The sequence below is a fragment of the Breznakia blatticola genome (genome assembly GCF_004365815.1).
Lineage (GTDB): Bacteria > Bacillota_I > Bacilli_A > Erysipelotrichales > Erysipelotrichaceae > Breznakia > Breznakia blatticola.
Genome location: NZ_SODD01000002.1, coordinates 20,448 through 38,110, shown reverse-complemented (window position 1 = coordinate 38,110; position 17,663 = coordinate 20,448). Strand labels below are relative to the sequence as shown.

16 protein-coding genes are annotated in these 17,663 nt (G+C 34.0%); all 16 read right to left on the bottom strand.

Going from position 1 to position 17,663, the window contains the following annotated elements:
• Positions 1-222: 222 nt before the first annotated feature.
• The 16 genes from EDD63_RS00990 to add all read right to left on the bottom strand — a co-directional run bounded on the left by EDD63_RS00990 (position 223) and on the right by add (position 17,647).
• Positions 223-1,725, bottom strand: a complete 1,503-nt coding sequence (locus tag EDD63_RS00990) for a phytoene desaturase family protein (protein ID WP_166667497.1) — start codon at positions 1,723-1,725, stop codon at positions 223-225.
• Entirely contained in the window at positions 1,722-2,315 is a 594-nt protein-coding gene (locus tag EDD63_RS00985; RefSeq protein WP_134167563.1) for a TetR/AcrR family transcriptional regulator, read from the bottom strand. Before EDD63_RS00985 ends, EDD63_RS00990 begins: the two co-directional genes overlap by 4 nt.
• Positions 2,316-2,582: 267 nt before the next feature.
• The gene (locus EDD63_RS00980) at positions 2,583-2,999 is read right to left on the bottom strand and encodes a hypothetical protein (RefSeq protein WP_134167561.1); all 417 of its coding nucleotides are present in this window, start codon (positions 2,997-2,999) and stop codon (positions 2,583-2,585) included.
• Positions 3,000-3,488: 489 nt separating this feature from the next.
• On the bottom strand, positions 3,489-4,964 hold the full coding sequence (locus EDD63_RS00975; RefSeq protein ID WP_279586073.1) for a recombinase family protein: 1,476 nt from the start codon (positions 4,962-4,964) through the stop codon (positions 3,489-3,491).
• 216 nt (positions 4,965-5,180) lie between these two features.
• The gene (locus tag EDD63_RS00970) at positions 5,181-5,978 is read right to left on the bottom strand and encodes a S1 family peptidase (protein WP_134167557.1); all 798 of its coding nucleotides are present in this window, start codon (positions 5,976-5,978) and stop codon (positions 5,181-5,183) included.
• 81 nt (positions 5,979-6,059) lie between these two features.
• A complete protein-coding gene (locus tag EDD63_RS00965; protein ID WP_134167555.1) occupies positions 6,060-6,698 on the bottom strand; it encodes a hypothetical protein in 639 nt (212 codons plus the stop codon).
• A 268-nt stretch (positions 6,699-6,966) separates the two neighbouring features.
• A complete protein-coding gene (gene rlmD, locus EDD63_RS00960; RefSeq protein ID WP_134167552.1) occupies positions 6,967-8,574 on the bottom strand; it encodes a 23S rRNA (uracil(1939)-C(5))-methyltransferase RlmD in 1,608 nt (535 codons plus the stop codon).
• On the bottom strand, positions 8,571-9,404 hold the full coding sequence (locus EDD63_RS00955; RefSeq protein WP_166667496.1) for a YihY/virulence factor BrkB family protein: 834 nt from the start codon (positions 9,402-9,404) through the stop codon (positions 8,571-8,573). The genes rlmD and EDD63_RS00955 overlap by 4 nt, the downstream gene beginning before the upstream one ends.
• A 43-nt stretch (positions 9,405-9,447) precedes the next feature.
• Entirely contained in the window at positions 9,448-9,837 is a 390-nt protein-coding gene (locus tag EDD63_RS00950) for an Inorganic pyrophosphatase (RefSeq protein WP_424945036.1), read from the bottom strand.
• A gap of 105 nt (positions 9,838-9,942) precedes the next feature.
• The gene (locus EDD63_RS00945; protein WP_134167548.1) at positions 9,943-10,389 is read right to left on the bottom strand and encodes a thioredoxin domain-containing protein; all 447 of its coding nucleotides are present in this window, start codon (positions 10,387-10,389) and stop codon (positions 9,943-9,945) included.
• Positions 10,386-11,519, bottom strand: a complete 1,134-nt coding sequence (locus EDD63_RS00940; protein WP_134167546.1) for a glycerate kinase family protein — start codon at positions 11,517-11,519, stop codon at positions 10,386-10,388. The genes EDD63_RS00945 and EDD63_RS00940 overlap by 4 nt, the downstream gene beginning before the upstream one ends.
• A gap of 54 nt (positions 11,520-11,573) precedes the next feature.
• Complete coding sequence (locus EDD63_RS00935; protein ID WP_134167544.1) at positions 11,574-12,524, bottom strand: 3'-5' exoribonuclease YhaM family protein; 951 nt, start codon at positions 12,522-12,524, stop codon at positions 11,574-11,576.
• Positions 12,511-14,499 (bottom strand): glycosyltransferase, encoded by a 1,989-nt coding sequence (locus EDD63_RS00930; protein ID WP_134167542.1) that lies wholly within the window; start codon positions 14,497-14,499, stop codon positions 12,511-12,513. The genes EDD63_RS00935 and EDD63_RS00930 overlap by 14 nt, the downstream gene beginning before the upstream one ends.
• A complete protein-coding gene (locus EDD63_RS00925; RefSeq protein WP_134167540.1) occupies positions 14,477-15,547 on the bottom strand; it encodes a lysylphosphatidylglycerol synthase transmembrane domain-containing protein in 1,071 nt (356 codons plus the stop codon). Before EDD63_RS00925 ends, EDD63_RS00930 begins: the two co-directional genes overlap by 23 nt.
• Before the next feature lie 9 nt (positions 15,548-15,556).
• The gene (locus tag EDD63_RS00920; RefSeq protein WP_134167538.1) at positions 15,557-16,564 is read right to left on the bottom strand and encodes an LTA glycolipid anchor biosynthesis glycosyltransferase, IagA/BgsA family; all 1,008 of its coding nucleotides are present in this window, start codon (positions 16,562-16,564) and stop codon (positions 15,557-15,559) included.
• A gap of 63 nt (positions 16,565-16,627) precedes the next feature.
• Positions 16,628-17,647, bottom strand: a complete 1,020-nt coding sequence (gene add / locus EDD63_RS00915) for an adenosine deaminase (RefSeq protein ID WP_166667495.1) — start codon at positions 17,645-17,647, stop codon at positions 16,628-16,630.
• Between the last annotated feature and the right edge of the window lie 16 nt (positions 17,648-17,663).

Sequence of the window (17,663 nt, the reverse complement as noted above, 5' to 3'; positions counted from 1 at the left end):
TAAGAATTTATTGTATTTATGTTGTTAGAATAATACTATTAAGGATCAAATAAAAACATCGTCTTTATACCATTATCAATATATGAAAATGATTTAAGACCATATAATGCACTATTCTTGATATCACAAGAAAATATCATACTTCAGCAACTATAATCGTAGATGATTTGATAACTTTGTTAAATTCCAGATAAGAAACTTCTTAGTTTTTTGTCAAGTAAACTATACTCGTTTTTCCTTATCCCAACCCCCTTGAAATACAGTATTTGTGTCTTTACAAAGGTGTTGAACCGCTGTTCTACTGGTAACCATTGCGGCAGGCATTCCGCCTGGTATCATTAGTCTTTGACCTGCAAAATATAGATTTTTAATATCTTTTGATTTAGATGGGGAAGTATTACTATTCGATTTTGGTTTCATAACCGACATCCATGAACCACGAAACGTCCCACAATACCGTTCATATGTTAACGGTGTTGCAATATCCCAAACTTCAACTTTACCCTTTATTTCTGATAAATTTTCTTCAAGAAGTTGAATGATGTTTTTCGCTAACTCTTCTTTCTTATCTTGATAAGTGCCTTCTAAATATAATTGCTTCCATCTATCATATGTATCTTCATACAACATGATAGTAATTGCTGTACAACCTTTAGGAGCATACCCCTCAAAGGTGGCATAATTATTCAAACTTATTGATGTATATGTCCTACCACAATATACAAAAGGTTCTTTGAGCGAAAGCACAATATTTGTTGGTAAATGACTCATATCTTGTTTTACACCTAAAGAAATAAAAGTACAATTTACAGGTATTATTTCATCCTTTAGTTTAGTTATCCAATCTTCACATAGAGGAGGATCAAACAATTGTTCAGTTGCTACTAAAGTATCGGACGTAACTATCACAGCATCAGCCATGTACAACTTATTACCAATACTTATACTGTTCACCTGTGCATCTACGACATTGATGCAACTAACTTTTTTTCCATACTCAATAACGCCACCAATGTTTTCAAATGTATTTGCCATATTTTGAACCATTTGTAATGAACCACCTTTTGGATACCCGCTGTCATATTCAGCTAAACCACCCAAAGTAAATATAAGTGAAGTCGCACTATATTCACCCATAGCTATGACTGATTTTAATAATTCGTGTATACCTTTATGTTTAAAACACCCAACGTATTCATCAATACTCATTTTTGATAACTTTGCCATAGTTTTTGCGGCTTTTACATACGCAAATAGTTGAGACAAAGGTATTGAAGTTTTATGATGAACTCTCACACCTTTTATATCAGTAATTGGCATAGTTGCTTTTTTTAGTGCTCGAATATCCTTTATAAGCTGACATATAGCTTTTTCATCTTGTGGAGATATTTCTAATAAGTGTTTTTTCAGTTTATCCGTATCTCTGTATAATGCTATTTTTTCTTCTCCATTTACATATGTAAGAAATGGATCTCGATTAAATATAGGGTTATTTTCTTGTAAAGCACCTAGAGAATACCACAATTTGTTTAACTCAGTTTTTTCGCTTGACCCCACTAACCAATGCATTCCACCTTCAAAATAGTATCCTTTACGTTTCCAACCAGTAGCATTACCTCCTGGCATAGTGTGAGTTTCAAAAATTGTCACATCAAATCCACTTTGACGTGCAAAAATACCAGCTGATAAACCAGCAATTCCCGCGCCGATAATAATTACTTTCATAATAACGTTTTCTCCTTTGCACGGATAATATCTACAATCCATTCTGAATCTGGTAATTGCATATTCTCATTTAATGCATACATTTGTATTATTCCTTGTAAAGCTGTCCAAAACGTCGTCGCTAAACTTAAGGGATCACCTTGGCGTATTGTCCCCTCTTGCTGTCCCCTCACGATAATAGGCATCGTCTCTTCATAAAAATTAATGCTCGATGCTATTTTTTTTGCCTCCTCTGGTATCCCCTCATTGTATATAGCATTTCCCATCAGAAGAAACATCTTCGCGGTAAACATAGAATTTTTTGCATAACTTAACGTTTGTTTTGCACATGTTTCAAAAAATAACAAAGGATTAACATCGTCGATTTCAGAAAGTACTTGTTTCGGTCCCAATACACCCATTTTTATTAATTCAATATATAATCGTTCTTTCGATTCAAAATAGTGAAAGAGCAGTCCAACACTCATATTCATTTCATCAGCTATATCTTTAACCTTCGTTGCTGAATACCCTTTTCGAATGAATAAATCTAAAGAAACAAGTAAAATATCTTTATATCGTTGTTCTTTTTGTTCCTGTCTTGTTTTCATAAGCGCTCCCATTTCATTAATAATCCATTCATTGAATATATGTTCAATGAATCCATGTTAGCATGATAATCATAAAACTTCAATCTTCTTTTGCCAAAAACGTTTATGAACTCTCAATCTCTTAACTTAAAGCATTTGATAATTAGCTATTCATCTATATTAGTAAAAAATTCTACATTCCGCTGTTCTTATAGTATTTTGCGATTATAAATCAAAAAAAGACTGAAATTAATCGGTCCCTTTGATATAGCAAATAGTGACTTTGTATTATAATCCTTCTAAATAATCACAATACTCTATTTCTTCCACCCATCCATCTTTCCATATTTGATATGTATTATCATTATACATTTGCATAATATATGCTTTCCACTTACTAGGAGATGAAAAGAATTTGAAATGAAGGTGATTATATTTTTTGCACAAACTAATAAGATTCTCTTCCGACAAACCTAGAGAAAATTTATCAGTAAAAGAAAAATATGAAAATATGCAATTATATGCTTTAGACTGTAGTACCCAAACAATGTTATTACCTGAGACATTTGGAAAATAATTTAGTTCTTTTATTTTCGCAAACAAATCTATATAAGTTGCATCATCATTCATTCGACAGATTAACGTATGATTACTCATATCATCAGCTAAACACACACTATCTCTATTTATAATAATTTCTAACATTATTTTCCTTCCTTCGACATTACAACAGCATTTTCAACATATACCAAGCTACAGAATTGGATGCCTAGAAAATTCTGTTGAACCGATTACGTGGTCATTCCTTTTTCATTTGAAATAGGTTTTATCGATAATCTATTCGTGAACTGATTTTTGTAAAAAGAATAGATTAATTTAATTACATCGAAGCTATAACCATTAAGTTCCAACCCTCCAAAAGTAATCAAAGACTGTTTATCTGTATTCTTCCTCTTATTTCTCAATCCTTGTCATCAACACCACACTCTCATCGTGTCCGTTTTTGTCCCACACCATTGAATCACCTTTTTCATAGGTTTTCTTGGTTGTAAATCTTCTTTTACCATCCTCTGCGTCAACCTCTACAAGGTCTGATTCATACGGATTCGATGTTTGAAAAAAACTGGTATTTTGAAGTCTATGCGTTTTACAATACGCCCTGTCTTATCAAAGTCCTCAAACATTTCAACTCTATCAATGTACTTTTGAAAAATCTGTTTTCTCTTGGTCTGTGATTTTTCGCCAATGTAAAATGATGTTTGAGATTTCTTTGACAGCGTCCGCATAAGATGCTGTTGATTTTATTTCCTTTCGGATCTTTGCATCCAATTTCTTGATTTCCTCTTTCACAACAAGAAGTTCATCATATTTCATATCATACATCGGGTCTTCGTGATGAAGTGCATCCCTACGCTTGCTAATCATTTCAATTTCTCTAATTCTTTGCCTTTGGGTATCCTGTAAACCTTTCATTTCCTGCTCTTGCTTGTCAGTGTCGACTTTTGTATTCATCTTATCTTTCATTTCTTCTATAAAGTTATCGTTGTTGAAAGCATCTATCAACGCATCAAAGACTTCCATATCAACCCTATCTTGAGCTGGCTGTTTACTGAACGTACATAGTTGTCCATCTACAGACTTTCTATGTTTGCAAACATAGCGAAACTCGTCTTTATAATATCCTGTTCCATCTTTCTTCTTACACCTTGTCACATTACCGTACATAGATGCTCCACAGGCTGGACATTTCAGTATTGTTGATAAAAGGTGTGCATGGTCTAGGCTGTACTTCTTTTCAAAGGCAACACCTGTCTTTTGCCTTTTCTCATGTACCGAATTCCACATCTCTTCTGATATTATCGCCTCATGTAAGCCGTCATATAGGCTATATTCTTCTTGCTTTACAGTATGATATTTATCTCGTTGTCCTTTTATTTTCTCTGTCTTTCTACGCTCATATGCTATCTTGCCCATATAAACTGGATTATCTAAAACTTGTTTGACAAAGCTATCAGTAAACAATTCATACTTGTTATTCTTGTATGGCTTTCTTCGATACCCTCTGTCATTCATATATTTAGCAGTGCTCGCCAGCCCCTTGTTTTGATTCAGAAAAAGGTCATATATCATGCGGACATGTTCAGCTGCTTCTTCATTGATTTTTAACATCTTTCCTTTTTCATCTTTCATCTGAACAAGCGAGTAACCATATGGCGGTTGACCGCCGTTCCAGAGTCCTTTTGATGCCTTCATTTTTCTACCAGCCATAGTTTGTACGACAATGTTATTTCTTTCCATTTCCGAAATTGCCCCGAGAAGAGTCATGATAAATTTCCCCATCTTTGATGTGTCAATATTATCTTCCACACAAATTAAATCCACGCCATAGTCCTGTATCTTTTCAAAAACTTCAAGAATATCTCTTGTATTTCTACCAAAACGACTAAGTTTAAATACAATGATGTAATCAACTTTTTCACCTGCTTCAATGTACTCAATCATCCGTTTAAACTCTTCACGTCCCTCAATGGATTTTCCAGACTGCCCCTCATCTGAGAAATATCTTATTACATCAATATCATTAAACTCTGCCTGAGCTTCACATCTCTTTTTTTGAGCCTCTAACGAATATCCATCAACCTGCATATTAGTACTAACACGAGTATATATGTATGCTTTCTTTTCATTTATTTCACCTTTTTCTGTTCACGTGGTTTGTCCCACAATTAGAACAGAAGATACTGAAATATTCAATATAAAGCCTGATAAATCAGGAGATAATTTAAAATTCCTCCGCATAATGCAGAGGAATTTTAAATTTTTACCAGTTCTACAAACTGGTCTTTTATAGAACTAATAATTAGGTACTTTACCTCTGTTTATTAGTTAGTTATTCGTTGGCATACTATCAATTAGTTCTTTAATTGCTGTTGCCTTATAAACTATTCCCAATCCTAAAACTTCTTCTGTCAACAATTGGGTTCCTGTGTTTATAGATTTCAGTTTGTTGTTGCGTATCATTGTAGATGATACAATTCCCAACAATTTTATATCATTTTTTCCTAAAACAATCTGACCGTTTCTTATGTTTTCGTATGTTAAATCAATATAAACTGGACTTCCGCTTGAACCAGGAAATACTTGAGCATCGATTATGAAGATTTCATTTCCATTGTAATTAATCTTTGGATGACTCGCAATCAATCCTGTTCGAATTAGCGGAAGATTGTTTTTTATATCGTACCTGTTATCTGGATATCCCACAAAGTATACATTTTCTGCAACCGATAGCTCTGGTTCATCAAAAGTTGCGAGCATATCGTAAGAAACGGCTTTAAAGTAAAGTTGTTCTGGCATAATTACAAAAAGTCCTGTACACTCTAATACTGCTATGTCAACATCAGGGTTGGGATGAGGTACAACATTTTCTTTTAAGTTTTTTATTGGTAATCGTAATATGTTTCCCAAATCAGCCTCATTACCTTTCATCTTAGTAAAAGCAATTGCTATGGAATCAGTACCAAATAAGACATGCTTATTAGAGACTAAGTACAATTTATATTTGTCAGTTCCCACTGGTCTTTGTAGCAGAAATCCTGTTCCGATTGATAACAAATTACTTTCTTCATCCATGCATTCAATTCTTAGGGTTGTATACAAAAGTTGTTCATAAATATTACTCATTTCTGCTATCTCCTTATCTCAATCTTATAAATCAAATTTATTCAATTATATGATAAAAAAACAGAAAAGGCTAGAGTAATCCTACTCATATTCTCTGCAATCCTCATCACCATCAATTAAATCTACAATATCTTGCAATGAAGCGCTTACCGCTCTACCTTTGAGCTTTTTCTCAGCGTTTTGCTTCTCACGCAAGACAGCCTGTCTTTTAACTTCCTGCTTGCGTTTTATTTCCTCAGTATTCACTGTTGAATTGCTATCTGTATCAGGCAATTCTACAAGCGTAGGAGCCTCATAAGGCGTTTCTAACGCCTCATTGGTCATTTCTGCCGATTCATTTTCACCGCTTAAAAACGCATTACAGCGCTCTCTAAGGGCTTCGTATTTCTCCCAGTCCATCTCATCAGCTTCATCAAAATATGTTTCACCGTTTGACTTACACCAATCGTGAAATTCTATCTTGGATTCCTCTTGTTTAGGTTCAATCTCTACTCCATTTTTCACAGGCTCAACTTTTGTAGGCTTCGGCTGTTCTTTTGGTGCTTTTGCTTTTATTACATCTCGCAAAGCATCCAATCCATACGCTGTACCCAGTTTATAAGAACGACCTAACAATTTACGATTTGGTAATTTACAGCCCTCTGGTGCATTGATTGTATCCAGCAATTCATAGGTGAAATACTCACCATATTTCTTACTTGTCTTTCGGGTAGCATCCACACCATTTACTTATCTAATCAAGTTGTTTTCGATTCAACATACTCTGGTATGGTTATGATGGATAGTTCTAGGTTTGACAATTGTCTTGTTAGAAAAGTTGAAGAGGGTCACTCTGGATTTAGAATGGATACACCCGACACCAAAGGCATTAAAGTTAACTAATCGGAAACGACTATACAAGCCATTTAAGAACACAAAAAGCCGTAGATGAGGATTTACTCACCTACGGCTTTTTACATTCCCTAAAACGCATTTTACAGCGTCAAATCTATTCAGACATCTTCTTCCAGTCATTTATCATTTCAAAATGTTCTAGTGCTGCTTTGATTGCCTCTTTTTTATTTTCTGGACACAAAGGAACTTTTGCATCTTTCTTTTTTGACTTATTATAATTTTCTCTTTTTGCCAATCCACATTCATCTTTCACTTGACCGATATATAATGAACTGACTTTCAATCCATAATGCTCCAATACCCACGATTTGATTTCTTCATAGGTTGCATCTCTAAAATGTGTAGATGGCTTATCTTCTGGCTCATAAGAGAGTTTAACGTGTTCCTCGATATCTTTGTGGGACAAAAGAACAACCGTCTCAATATGCGCAGTTTGACTAAACATATCAACTGGTGTGATTTTTGTTATAGCATACGTTTCTTGTAATATTGCAAGGTTTTTTGCAAGTGTTGCAGGATTACATGATACATAGACAATATTTTGAATATCACTTTTCATAATACAATCTAACATCACATCATCTAACCCACTACGTGGAGGATCTACTACGAGTGTATCAATTGGTTGTTTAGCAGATAATTTAACCAATTCTGTACCTGCATCTCCAACCATGAATTTTGTATTTTTAATATCATTTCTTTGTGCATTACGTTTCGCATTTTGAATCGCTTCTGGAATGCTTTCGATTCCAATTACTTTTTTTGCTTTATTTGCTAGTAAAAGTGACATCATTCCTACACCGCAATACGCCTCAACAATGCATTCTTGATTATCTGCAACTGCATTTACAACAACATCATATAAACGACTTGCTTGTGCAGTGTTTAACTGAAAGAAACTACGTGGTGATAAGGTTGCATAGATATCTTTAAAATGGAAGTTTAAGAATTTCACACCACCTAAATGAATCATTTCTTTACCAAATATATTTGTTGTTTTCTTTGTGCGATTTTCACTAAAATATAAAGAAACCACTTCTTCAATATTCATAATTTGATCAATACAATCCTTGGAAATATCATTTTTTCCACCGACGATCGTTACTTGTACTTTGCTTTCCAATATACGCATAACTAAATAACGCAATCCATCTTTATTTGCATTTTCATATGCTTTATAGTGATGTGCATTTAGTATTTTTACAATCTCGCGTTTAATCACATCCAGTCGTTTTTGGTGAATGATACAATGATCAATTCTCACAAAACGATTGGAGTTTGATCCATACATTCCAATAACCAATTTATCATTTTTCATTGCGAATGGAAGTTTGAGTGCATTTCGATAATGCAGTGGACTAGTTGAAGCAATTACATCATCAACTAAACTTGGATCAATCTTCGCATATTTCATTAAGGTTTCCTGTAGCAGTTTTTTCTTGTATTCCAATTGTGTAGGATATGCAACTTGCATAAATGTACATGCTCCACATTCTTTAAAACTGCGACACTCTGGTTGTACGCGAAAAGGACTTGGATACAGTACTTTTTTTACTTCTCCAAAGCTATAGTTTGGTTTTCTTTCTGTGATTTGATATTCAATAACTTCTTCAGGCAGTGTATACGGAATAAAGATAGGTTTCTTTTTTTCAAAGGCAATTCCTTCTCCGTTAATACCGATTTTCTTAATTGTTGTTTTCATCGTTTTGCGATTCCTTTTATCTTTGATTTTACTTGTGCTTCAATTTTTAATAATCTCTCATATAATTTTGGATGTTTATATTCTTGCGTTTCATAACTCTCACCAAAGACCAAATTAATGCAATACCCTAAATAGATCACACTTGATAGCACATAAATCGCCATCACACTGATAATTAAAGTTGCCATTGGTCCATAAATACTTTGGTATGAAGTAAAGTATTCAATAATGGTTTGAAATAAGCGACTGAGTAATAATAACACAATCGATGTTGTAATCGCACCTTCTAATCCAAATAGAATGGGATGTTTTACAAAAGTTAATACGCGATACAAAATATAAAACAACAACACCATTAGCATAAAAGATACCCAACCACTACTAAAACCTATGATTCCTGATAAAAAGCTCACACCAACAACAATTGCAATTAGTCCTAAAAAGACAATATATGCTTTGATACGAATGATAAATTTAGGTAGATTGATTTCTTCTTTCTCTGCAGTGATTAACATAAATGAGTAAACACTGCGACTTGCTAGATGTAAAGCAGCAACAAGCGAAACAATAAATGAACTAATATTTGGATAGTTTTGATCCATGATGTAATCAACAAATCCTTCAATAAACGTTTCAGGGATAAAACTGTATAGGAAATTCAATAAGACTTGAATATCTAACACACCTTGGTTAAATAACATTACCAAAACAATTAGAATTGGAAGTAATGCTAACAGTAGACTAAATGCAAGAGAATAACGAAAAAGGCTTCCTTCGAAGCTCGTAAATTCAAGCAATACATTTCTACTTTTTTTGATAAAATTTCTCATACATTCATTATACCATAGCAAGCAAAAGAAAAAGGGCTTGTAACTACGAGTTACTTGCCCACTCTGGCACTTCATTTCCACGTCTTAATAGAACTGTCTTTTGGTGTTCTGTTTGATTTAACATCATTAAGATCGCTTCGATTTCTTCTTCTGTACAACCAACGACTAATTTTGCTTCACAATCGCGTTTAAGAATGTCAGCTCCAACTATAATTCCTTGAATTCCTTTTGACATACTTCCTTTAAAAACACGAATTTCGCGAAGTCCATCGCCTCCAGTATCTTCCAATATTCCATAATTTACAGGGTAAATTAGATTTCTGTATTTTGGATGTGCACTGTCTTTAGCACGGTGTACAACAAGTTTGCTTGACAAATAAATTGTATCTAACTTTTGCCAAAACAAAGCGCTATTTTCAAATTCTTTCATCATACGTTTGCTCTTCCTTTTTTTACAATATACGTACATTCTAACATAAAAAAATGTCAATAGTTACATTTTTGACATTTTTTTCATCCTTTTTGAAAACTTTTTCATTTATTTCTTTTTATCCAGTTGATATTCCACAACTAGATCATCAAAATCATCAAGTGTAACTTCACCAGTTACCGTTTCTTTTAATTCATCACCGTTCACAATAAGCGTTGCTGGTGTCCCAGTAAACTTACCATCTAACATTTCTTGCACTTCAACCCAAGCACCTTTTGGATCTTCTTCATTTGTGAAGTTTAACTCATATACGGTTACATTGTGTTCCAATAAATAAGGAATAATTGTATCTTCTTTATAGATTTTACAGTGTGAACATGTTGTTTGAGATAATACCACCATTGCATCGCCTTCAGCAAATGAATGATTTTTAAACTGTTCAAAAGTAATTTCTTCAAGTTTCCCTTGAGATGTATCACGTTCATAATCTTTACTTGATGAACATCCACTCAATACAAGGAATGTACAAGTAAGAATTGCGATTAATTTTTTCATTTTCTAGCCTCCCAATAATCTATGGTTTTTATAATACTATAAACACAAGAATACAACTTTTCTTTTGCTTGCGCAAGTGCACTTGCAAAACTCATTGCACGATCTGATGTGCTATAAATACCAATGAATCCAAGTTCATATAATGTTTCATAATCTTTACCAAGTGCTCCACTGACACAGATGCACGGTTTATTGTAGTCATTAGCAACACCTACAACGCCTGCTGGTACTTTTCCAAACATCGTTTGATAATCACTTTGGCCTTCACCAGTAATCACAAGATCTGCTTCTTGTATTTGTTTGTCGATAGTTGTATACGTTCGTAATAGTTGAAATCCGCTTTCAAAATGGGCATGAACTAGTGCAAGTGCACCACCAATACCACCAGCTGCTCCACTTCCTTCAAAACTTGAAATATCATAGCCAAGTTTATGCCAAACATTTGCATAGCTTGTCATATCTCGATCAATCTTTTTGATCTGGTTTGGAAATAAGCCTTTTTGTTTTCCAAAAGTATACGTTGCTCCATGTTCACCAACCAATGTATTTTTTACATCACAGGCTGCAATAACTTCAATTCCTTCAAGTGCATCAAACTTACGCAAATCAATGCGTGCAACTTGTCCTAATGATTTTGCACTACTTTTTAAGTACTCGCGTTTATCATTGTAAAACTTTGCACCTAAAGCCGTTAACATTCCCATACCACCATCATTGGTTGAACTTCCACCAAGGGCAAGAATAATTTTCTTTACGCCTCGACCTTTCGCATCAAGCATGAGTTGTCCAACACCATAACTTGTTGTATATAGAGGTTTTCTTTCACTACGTTCACGCATATTTAAACCGATGACACTTGCTACTTCAATAACTGCAGTATTACCTTGATCAATTAAACCATAACTCGCATCGATATTTTGAAAGTATGCATCACGCGCTTGGACTTGTACATACACTCCATTACACGCACTAACAAAAGCATCCACACTACCTTCACCACCATCACCCATCGTGAAGCAATTAACTTCATGGTGTTTTGATATTGCTTGGATAGCATGCTTTACGGTTTCATTAGCTTGATTTGAACTCATACATCCTTTAAAGGAATCCATAGCGACTACAATTTTCATGAAAACATTATAACATAAAGAAAAGATGCGTCATGCATCTTCACTTATTTTTCATTATTTATTTTTTGCTTTGTATAATTGACGGTTTTCCATCGCAAAGATTCTTGGAGTGAAAGTTCCTGGTTCGACACGATCTAGTGCTTTTTCCATGGTATTCATCTTCGCATCAATGTTATCTACCATATTTAAGATTTCCGCTTCTGGAATCATTGGTAATACAGGAGAACCAAATTCATAAGCACCATGATGACTTAATACCATATGACGTAATAACGTCACTTCCTCTGTTTGGTCTAACTCAAGACGACGCGCAATTTCATAAATCTTTGCTTGCATAATTGAGATATGTCCAAGCAATTTCCCTTCGGTTGTATATTCAATAATTACCGGTCCACTTAATTCAACAATCTTTCCAATATCATGCATTAAGATTCCACTAATTAATAAATCTTCATCTAATAAAGGATATTGTGAACACATATATTTTCCTAGTTCCAACATTCCAAGTACATGTGTTGCAAGTCCTCCCACAAAGTTATGGTGATTTTTACTTGCTGCTGGATATACATAGAAATCATCTTCACATTCATCAAGTAATCCTTTTACAACCTTACGGTATACTGGATTTTTCAATGAATCGATATACGTTTGTACTTTATATTTCAATTCTTGCTTACTAAATGTTGATGAACGAACATAGTTACTGATATCTTCAGTATTTTGATCCAACACTTCAATTGCCGCAATACGAATTTGCAGTTGATTGTTGTGTAATAAGATATCTGCTTTAAATTTACAGATCATCCCTGCTTTATATTTATCTAATTCTGGTTCACTTACATTCCAGTACTTTGCATCCATGTCTCCTGTACTATCTTGTAGTTGAAATGATAAATAAGGTGCTCCTTTATTTGTCACTCCTTTACTTACTTGGAAAATCATCAGTTTAATTTCAACGCGATCTCCACTACGTAAGTCTTTAATTTGTTTGTTATTCAGAACCATGCAATTCCCTCTTTTCTAATTCTCTAAGTATATCATCGTAATTGAATCCTTTTCTAAGTAAATACTGAATGATTCGATTTACGAGTTCTTTATCACTATATTTTCTTGCATATGTACGATGTGCTTTATCATACGCATTACTCAATGCAACATTTTCCTTTAAAGCATCTTCATCAAAATCAAGTTCTTCAACAACTTCATTTGCTTGTGTAAACGTAAATCCATTTTTGATTAACTTGTTTTTGATCATATCCTTTTTCTCTTTTAAAGAACGGTTACGGATACTATCTTGATACTTACGTGCAAGTACTTTTGCTTTTGCAAGTTCATCATCTTCGGTAATCATTTGCAAATGTTGCTCGATCATTTCATAAGGAATTCCTTTAGCACGAAGTTGACGAATCAATTTCTTCTTACTCAAACTACTTCCATAACGCTCTACGTACATTAATGTATACACTTCATCGTTAATATATCCTTTAGATTCTAAAGTTTCTACTAAGCGATTGATTTGATCAATACCTAAAGGATCTTCTTCATTGACCAAGAAGTCATACATTTCTTTACGCGTACGATCTTTAACCCGAATCTTACGTAAACAAGCACGATATGCAAGTAAGTATTTTTCTTTCTTTTTCAACATCAAGAATAATGAATACTCAATGAATCCATCTTTACGTAGTTGGAACGTTACATAATCATCAAGTGATACAAGTAAGTTCACTTCATCCTGGCTTTTTTCATTGATTAAGCGTAGTCGCATACAATCATCACTTGTTCTAACATTTTCAATACTGTAACTATCTTCATAATCACGAATCACTTCTTTGTATACAGATTCTACATGCTTTGCGAATTGTTCCACATCATATTTTTCTACAACTTTTTGACATGCTTCCTTAAATGCTACACGCTTTTCTACTGCCAAACTAAAGAAATCATCAACTTTTTTAGCGAACTCTTTACCATCTTCAAAATAGAAACCAGTTTTATTTTCATAAACAAGTTCATCAAGTACTTCATCGTGTCTAGCAAATACTGGCAGTCCTGCAGCAAGTGCTTCAATAAAAGTCATTCCTTGTGTTTCACTAAGTGAAGGTGAGACAAATGCATCTGCTAAGGCATAGTATGTTGGCATCATTTCACTTGGTTGTTTATCTGTGAAAATAATACGATCTTCAATACCTAGTTTTTTTGCTTGTTTGATTAAATCATCAAGACTTGGTCCACCACCAACAACCATCATTTTTACATTTGGATCACTTACGTATTGAAATCCATCAACGATGATATCAATATCTTTTTCTTGTGCGACACGACCAATATACGAAATCAGTTTTGTGTTTGCATCAAGTTTATATGTTTCTTTTAATTGTTGCACCGCTTGCATATCCACATTTTCTCTTTTGAATGCTTCAAGATCAAGGCCTGTAGGAATAATATGAATTGGACGACTTACCCCATAACGACGAAGTGCCTCTTCTGTTTTCATACTCGGTGCAATTACAGCCCCTACAGAATCGCCCAAATAGCGGATGACACCTGATAATAAACGTTTGGTTACATCATCTAGACTTTTTAAATTAAAACGGTTTACGTAGTGTGTATAGTCCTCATACATCGTGTGGTATGTATACACCACAGGAATTTGTAGTTGATGTGCCACAATTCGACCAAATACACTAACCGTAAATTCTTGTTGGACGTGAATGACATCTAAGTTCAATCCTGCGATTTCATCACGAATGGCACGACTATATGGAGTTCCAAGTTTATATCCATATAGTTTTTTGATTTCTAATCCAGGTAAACGATATACATGATCTTCACTTGTATCGGAACTAAATCCCTTATGACTAGTGATGATATACACTTCATGTCCTAAATCTTCCAATCCTTTTTTTAGTGTAACAACACTACTTACAACTCCATTGATATCCGGAGTATATGTATCAGTAAAGATCGCTATTTTCATGATAATCCTCCTTCGTGATTACACTTACTTTTTGCTTATCGTATTTGCGTTTTAAAATAATGAAACACATACCACCAACTAACATAATTAAATGATATGTCGCAAATCGCCATAAGATCATAATACTATTTGCTTCAACTCCACTAAATAATGTAGAGAAAATTAAAATAAATGCTGCTTCTGTTCCACCACTTGCCCCTGGCACTGGTAAAAAAGCATTGGCAATCATTACAAATGCACTCATCGTGATGACATCAAATAACATGCCTATGTTTACATCTAATTTCATTAGATATGCAATAAATAATGGAAGTGCATATAGCAGTGTTAAACGTAATACATTTAATGCAACGCACTTAATTACCATTTTTTTCTTATGTTTAATTTCTTGAATTTCTTTCGTGAATTGATTTAAGGAAACATTCCACTTTGCAAGTGTTTCTTCTGGATGTTTTACGATGTGTAATTTACCTAGTAAACGAACCACAAATCCACTTAGACGTGTATACGCTTTAGGAAATTTTGCCATCGTATAAAGAAAAACAATGACTGCACTATTGATCAAATATCCAATCAGTACCAAAATAAAAAAAGATGATTGCTCAGTAAAATAATACGTAAAGCGTAATACCATTAATACCGTTGTATAGGCAACCATCACACTTTGATAAATAATAAAATCAATCCACAACAAACTTAATCCACTACTCATCTTTAGACCTTGTTGTTTCAAGATGTAAGCTTGTGCAAACTGTCCACCCGATGCACTTGGTGTAATTCCGCTAAAAAACGCCCCAACAAAAGCCACAGCAAGTCCATCTTTATATCGATAGCTGTGTTTGTAGGTTTTTCCGATGATTTTATATATCCACCCAATAATAAAATTATACGAGAGACCATACATAAAAATTACGATGATAGCAACAATACTAAGATTGGCTAACATTCCTAGTACTTCTCGATAATGATCTTTTAAGGCAAACCACAAACCAAAGGCAGTTAACCCTAAAATGAGTAGAAAATTTATTGCATAACTCTGTTTTTTCATATGCACCTATTATTTCATTAATACTTTTTCATAGACTAAAGCTAGTTGTTTTCCAATTTCTGGAATACTTCGTGTCAGCGCAGTTTGACGACCTGCTTCTTTTGTGGATGGAAGACTTTGTTCTACCACACCAGTGATCAACTGACAAAACTCTTCTACACTATTTCCTTTATAACAGTTTTCTTTATCCACTAACCATGGATCAAAAACTGGAATATCACGAACAATAACATTTTGGTAACTTGCTAATGCTTCAAGCACAACAATCCCTTCGGTTTCTTCCTTACTAGGAAAGAAAAAGGCATTTGCACCACTATATGCACCTTCAATAATTGGTCCCTTTACATATCCAGGGAATAATAAGTTTGGAATATCATTTTCACTTACCACTTCACGAATATGTTTTGGCACCGTATATAAAGGCGTATATCCAAACCAAATAAATGTATATTCAGGTAGACGTTTTGCAGCTTCCACAAAATCCAAAATTCCTTTTCGATCGAAATATAGACCTACCCCAATTACAACTTTTTGATCTTCTTTTAAACTGAAGTATTTACGGAATGCCTTTACCTTTTCTTCATTATAGTTAAATCGGTGAATATCAATTCCATTGCTTACCGCTTCAATTGGTTGTGTTAATCCATATCCTTCTAAGATTCGTTTTGAATATGGGGTTGGTGTAAGAATGTAATCTCCTTGCGAATATACGTTCATAATAATCTTTTTAAAAATTGGTGCGATTTGATTACTTAAAACAAACGAGTCACGAAAATCCTCTTCTGTACTATGGGCATGAACCACTACTTTCTTCCCTGCTTTTTCCGCTTTTGAAATTAAGCGTGAAGAGTTAATCATATATGTGTTTACGTGAAGAATGTCATAATTTTCATCTGTAGGGTCCGTTGTATAGTCAATACCTTGACTTTCAAGGGCAGCCATTTGATGTTTCATTGCACGACCAATTCCACTAGTTTTAATCATTTTTTCATTTTCAAAATATAGTAATATCCTCATAGAATCTCCATTTTCCTATCTATTATACCATGTTGGCAATCGTAACCCTAGAAAAAACAGTCATTACGCTGACTGTTCTAAACTTTGATATGCAAGTTGTACTTTTTCTAATAGACGTGCACGTGTATTTTCATCCATAAATCCAGCTTCGATTGTATCAATTGTGATTTTCATTGCCATGTTTACATCAACTGGAAATGCTTCATTTAACTTCTCAAATTCTCTTGTTAGGTTGGTATGAGAAACCGTTCGATTATCCGTATTAATGGATACTAGAATTTCATCATTCATAAACTCTTTGATTGGATATTCTTTTAGTGAAGCAATTGCTTTGGTTTGCAAGTTACTTGTTGGACACATTTCCACCATCACTTTTTGCGAGCGTGCAAAACGTTTTATCTCATCATATGAAGACATTGCAAGTCCATGACCAATTCGTTTGGCCCCTAACACAATCGAATCCATGACATTCACTTCATTTCCTGTTTCTCCTGCGTGTAACGTAAATGGAATTTTAAGTGCATACATCTTTTCGATTTGTTCACTAAAGCCAATCGTTGGATATGCATGCTCATCTCCAGCCAAATCCATAGCCACATTGTGTCGACGACGAATCTCTTTTACTGCTTGAATGACTTTATCATGTGTTTCTTTACTTTCATGACGCATCAAACAAACAATTAAACTACTCTCGATACCTAATTGTTGCTTTGCTTGTTTCATTCCCTGTAATACTGCTTGAATTGCTTTTTTGATTGTCAGTCCTTTTTCTAAATGAAAGGTTGGCGCAAAACGCAGTTCCATGTAACATACATTTTCTTTAGCACCTTGACTTAGTACATCCACGGTTGCACGTTTTAATGCATCCTGACTTTGTAGGTGTTTCAAGATGAAATCAAACTTTTCTAAATATGTCTTTAAGTCTGGACACTGATCATCCACACTAACTAAATTTTCTACTTCTTCTTTTGATAAGGCAAAAGATGGATCTTGTTCTTTTGCGAGTTGTTCAAGTAGTTCTACAGATACTGAACCATCTAAATGACAGTGCAATTCTGCTTTCATTATCGTATTAAAATCCATAAACATATCCTTTCGT

Coding starts and splice junctions, on each gene's coding strand:
- EDD63_RS00940 (WP_134167546.1), bottom strand. CDS start 11,519: ATGAAAATTGTAGTCGCTATGGATTCCTTTAAAGGATGTATGAGTTCA.
- EDD63_RS00990 (WP_166667497.1), bottom strand. CDS start 1,725: ATGAAAGTAATTATTATCGGCGCGGGAATTGCTGGTTTATCAGCTGGT.
- EDD63_RS00920 (WP_134167538.1), bottom strand. CDS start 16,564: ATGAGGATATTACTATATTTTGAAAATGAAAAAATGATTAAAACTAGT.
- EDD63_RS00925 (WP_134167540.1), bottom strand. CDS start 15,547: ATGAAAAAACAGAGTTATGCAATAAATTTTCTACTCATTTTAGGGTTA.
- EDD63_RS00955 (WP_166667496.1), bottom strand. CDS start 9,404: ATGAGAAATTTTATCAAAAAAAGTAGAAATGTATTGCTTGAATTTACG.
- EDD63_RS00935 (WP_134167544.1), bottom strand. CDS start 12,524: ATGGTTCTGAATAACAAACAAATTAAAGACTTACGTAGTGGAGATCGC.
- EDD63_RS00950 (WP_424945036.1), bottom strand. CDS start 9,837: ATGATGAAAGAATTTGAAAATAGCGCTTTGTTTTGGCAAAAGTTAGAT.
- rlmD (WP_134167552.1), bottom strand. CDS start 8,574: ATGAAAACAACAATTAAGAAAATCGGTATTAACGGAGAAGGAATTGCC.
- EDD63_RS00980 (WP_134167561.1), bottom strand. CDS start 2,999: ATGTTAGAAATTATTATAAATAGAGATAGTGTGTGTTTAGCTGATGAT.
- EDD63_RS00985 (WP_134167563.1), bottom strand. CDS start 2,315: ATGAAAACAAGACAGGAACAAAAAGAACAACGATATAAAGATATTTTA.
- EDD63_RS00930 (WP_134167542.1), bottom strand. CDS start 14,499: ATGAAAATAGCGATCTTTACTGATACATATACTCCGGATATCAATGGA.
- add (WP_166667495.1), bottom strand. CDS start 17,647: ATGGATTTTAATACGATAATGAAAGCAGAATTGCACTGTCATTTAGAT.
- EDD63_RS00970 (WP_134167557.1), bottom strand. CDS start 5,978: ATGAGTAATATTTATGAACAACTTTTGTATACAACCCTAAGAATTGAA.
- EDD63_RS00945 (WP_134167548.1), bottom strand. CDS start 10,389: ATGAAAAAATTAATCGCAATTCTTACTTGTACATTCCTTGTATTGAGT.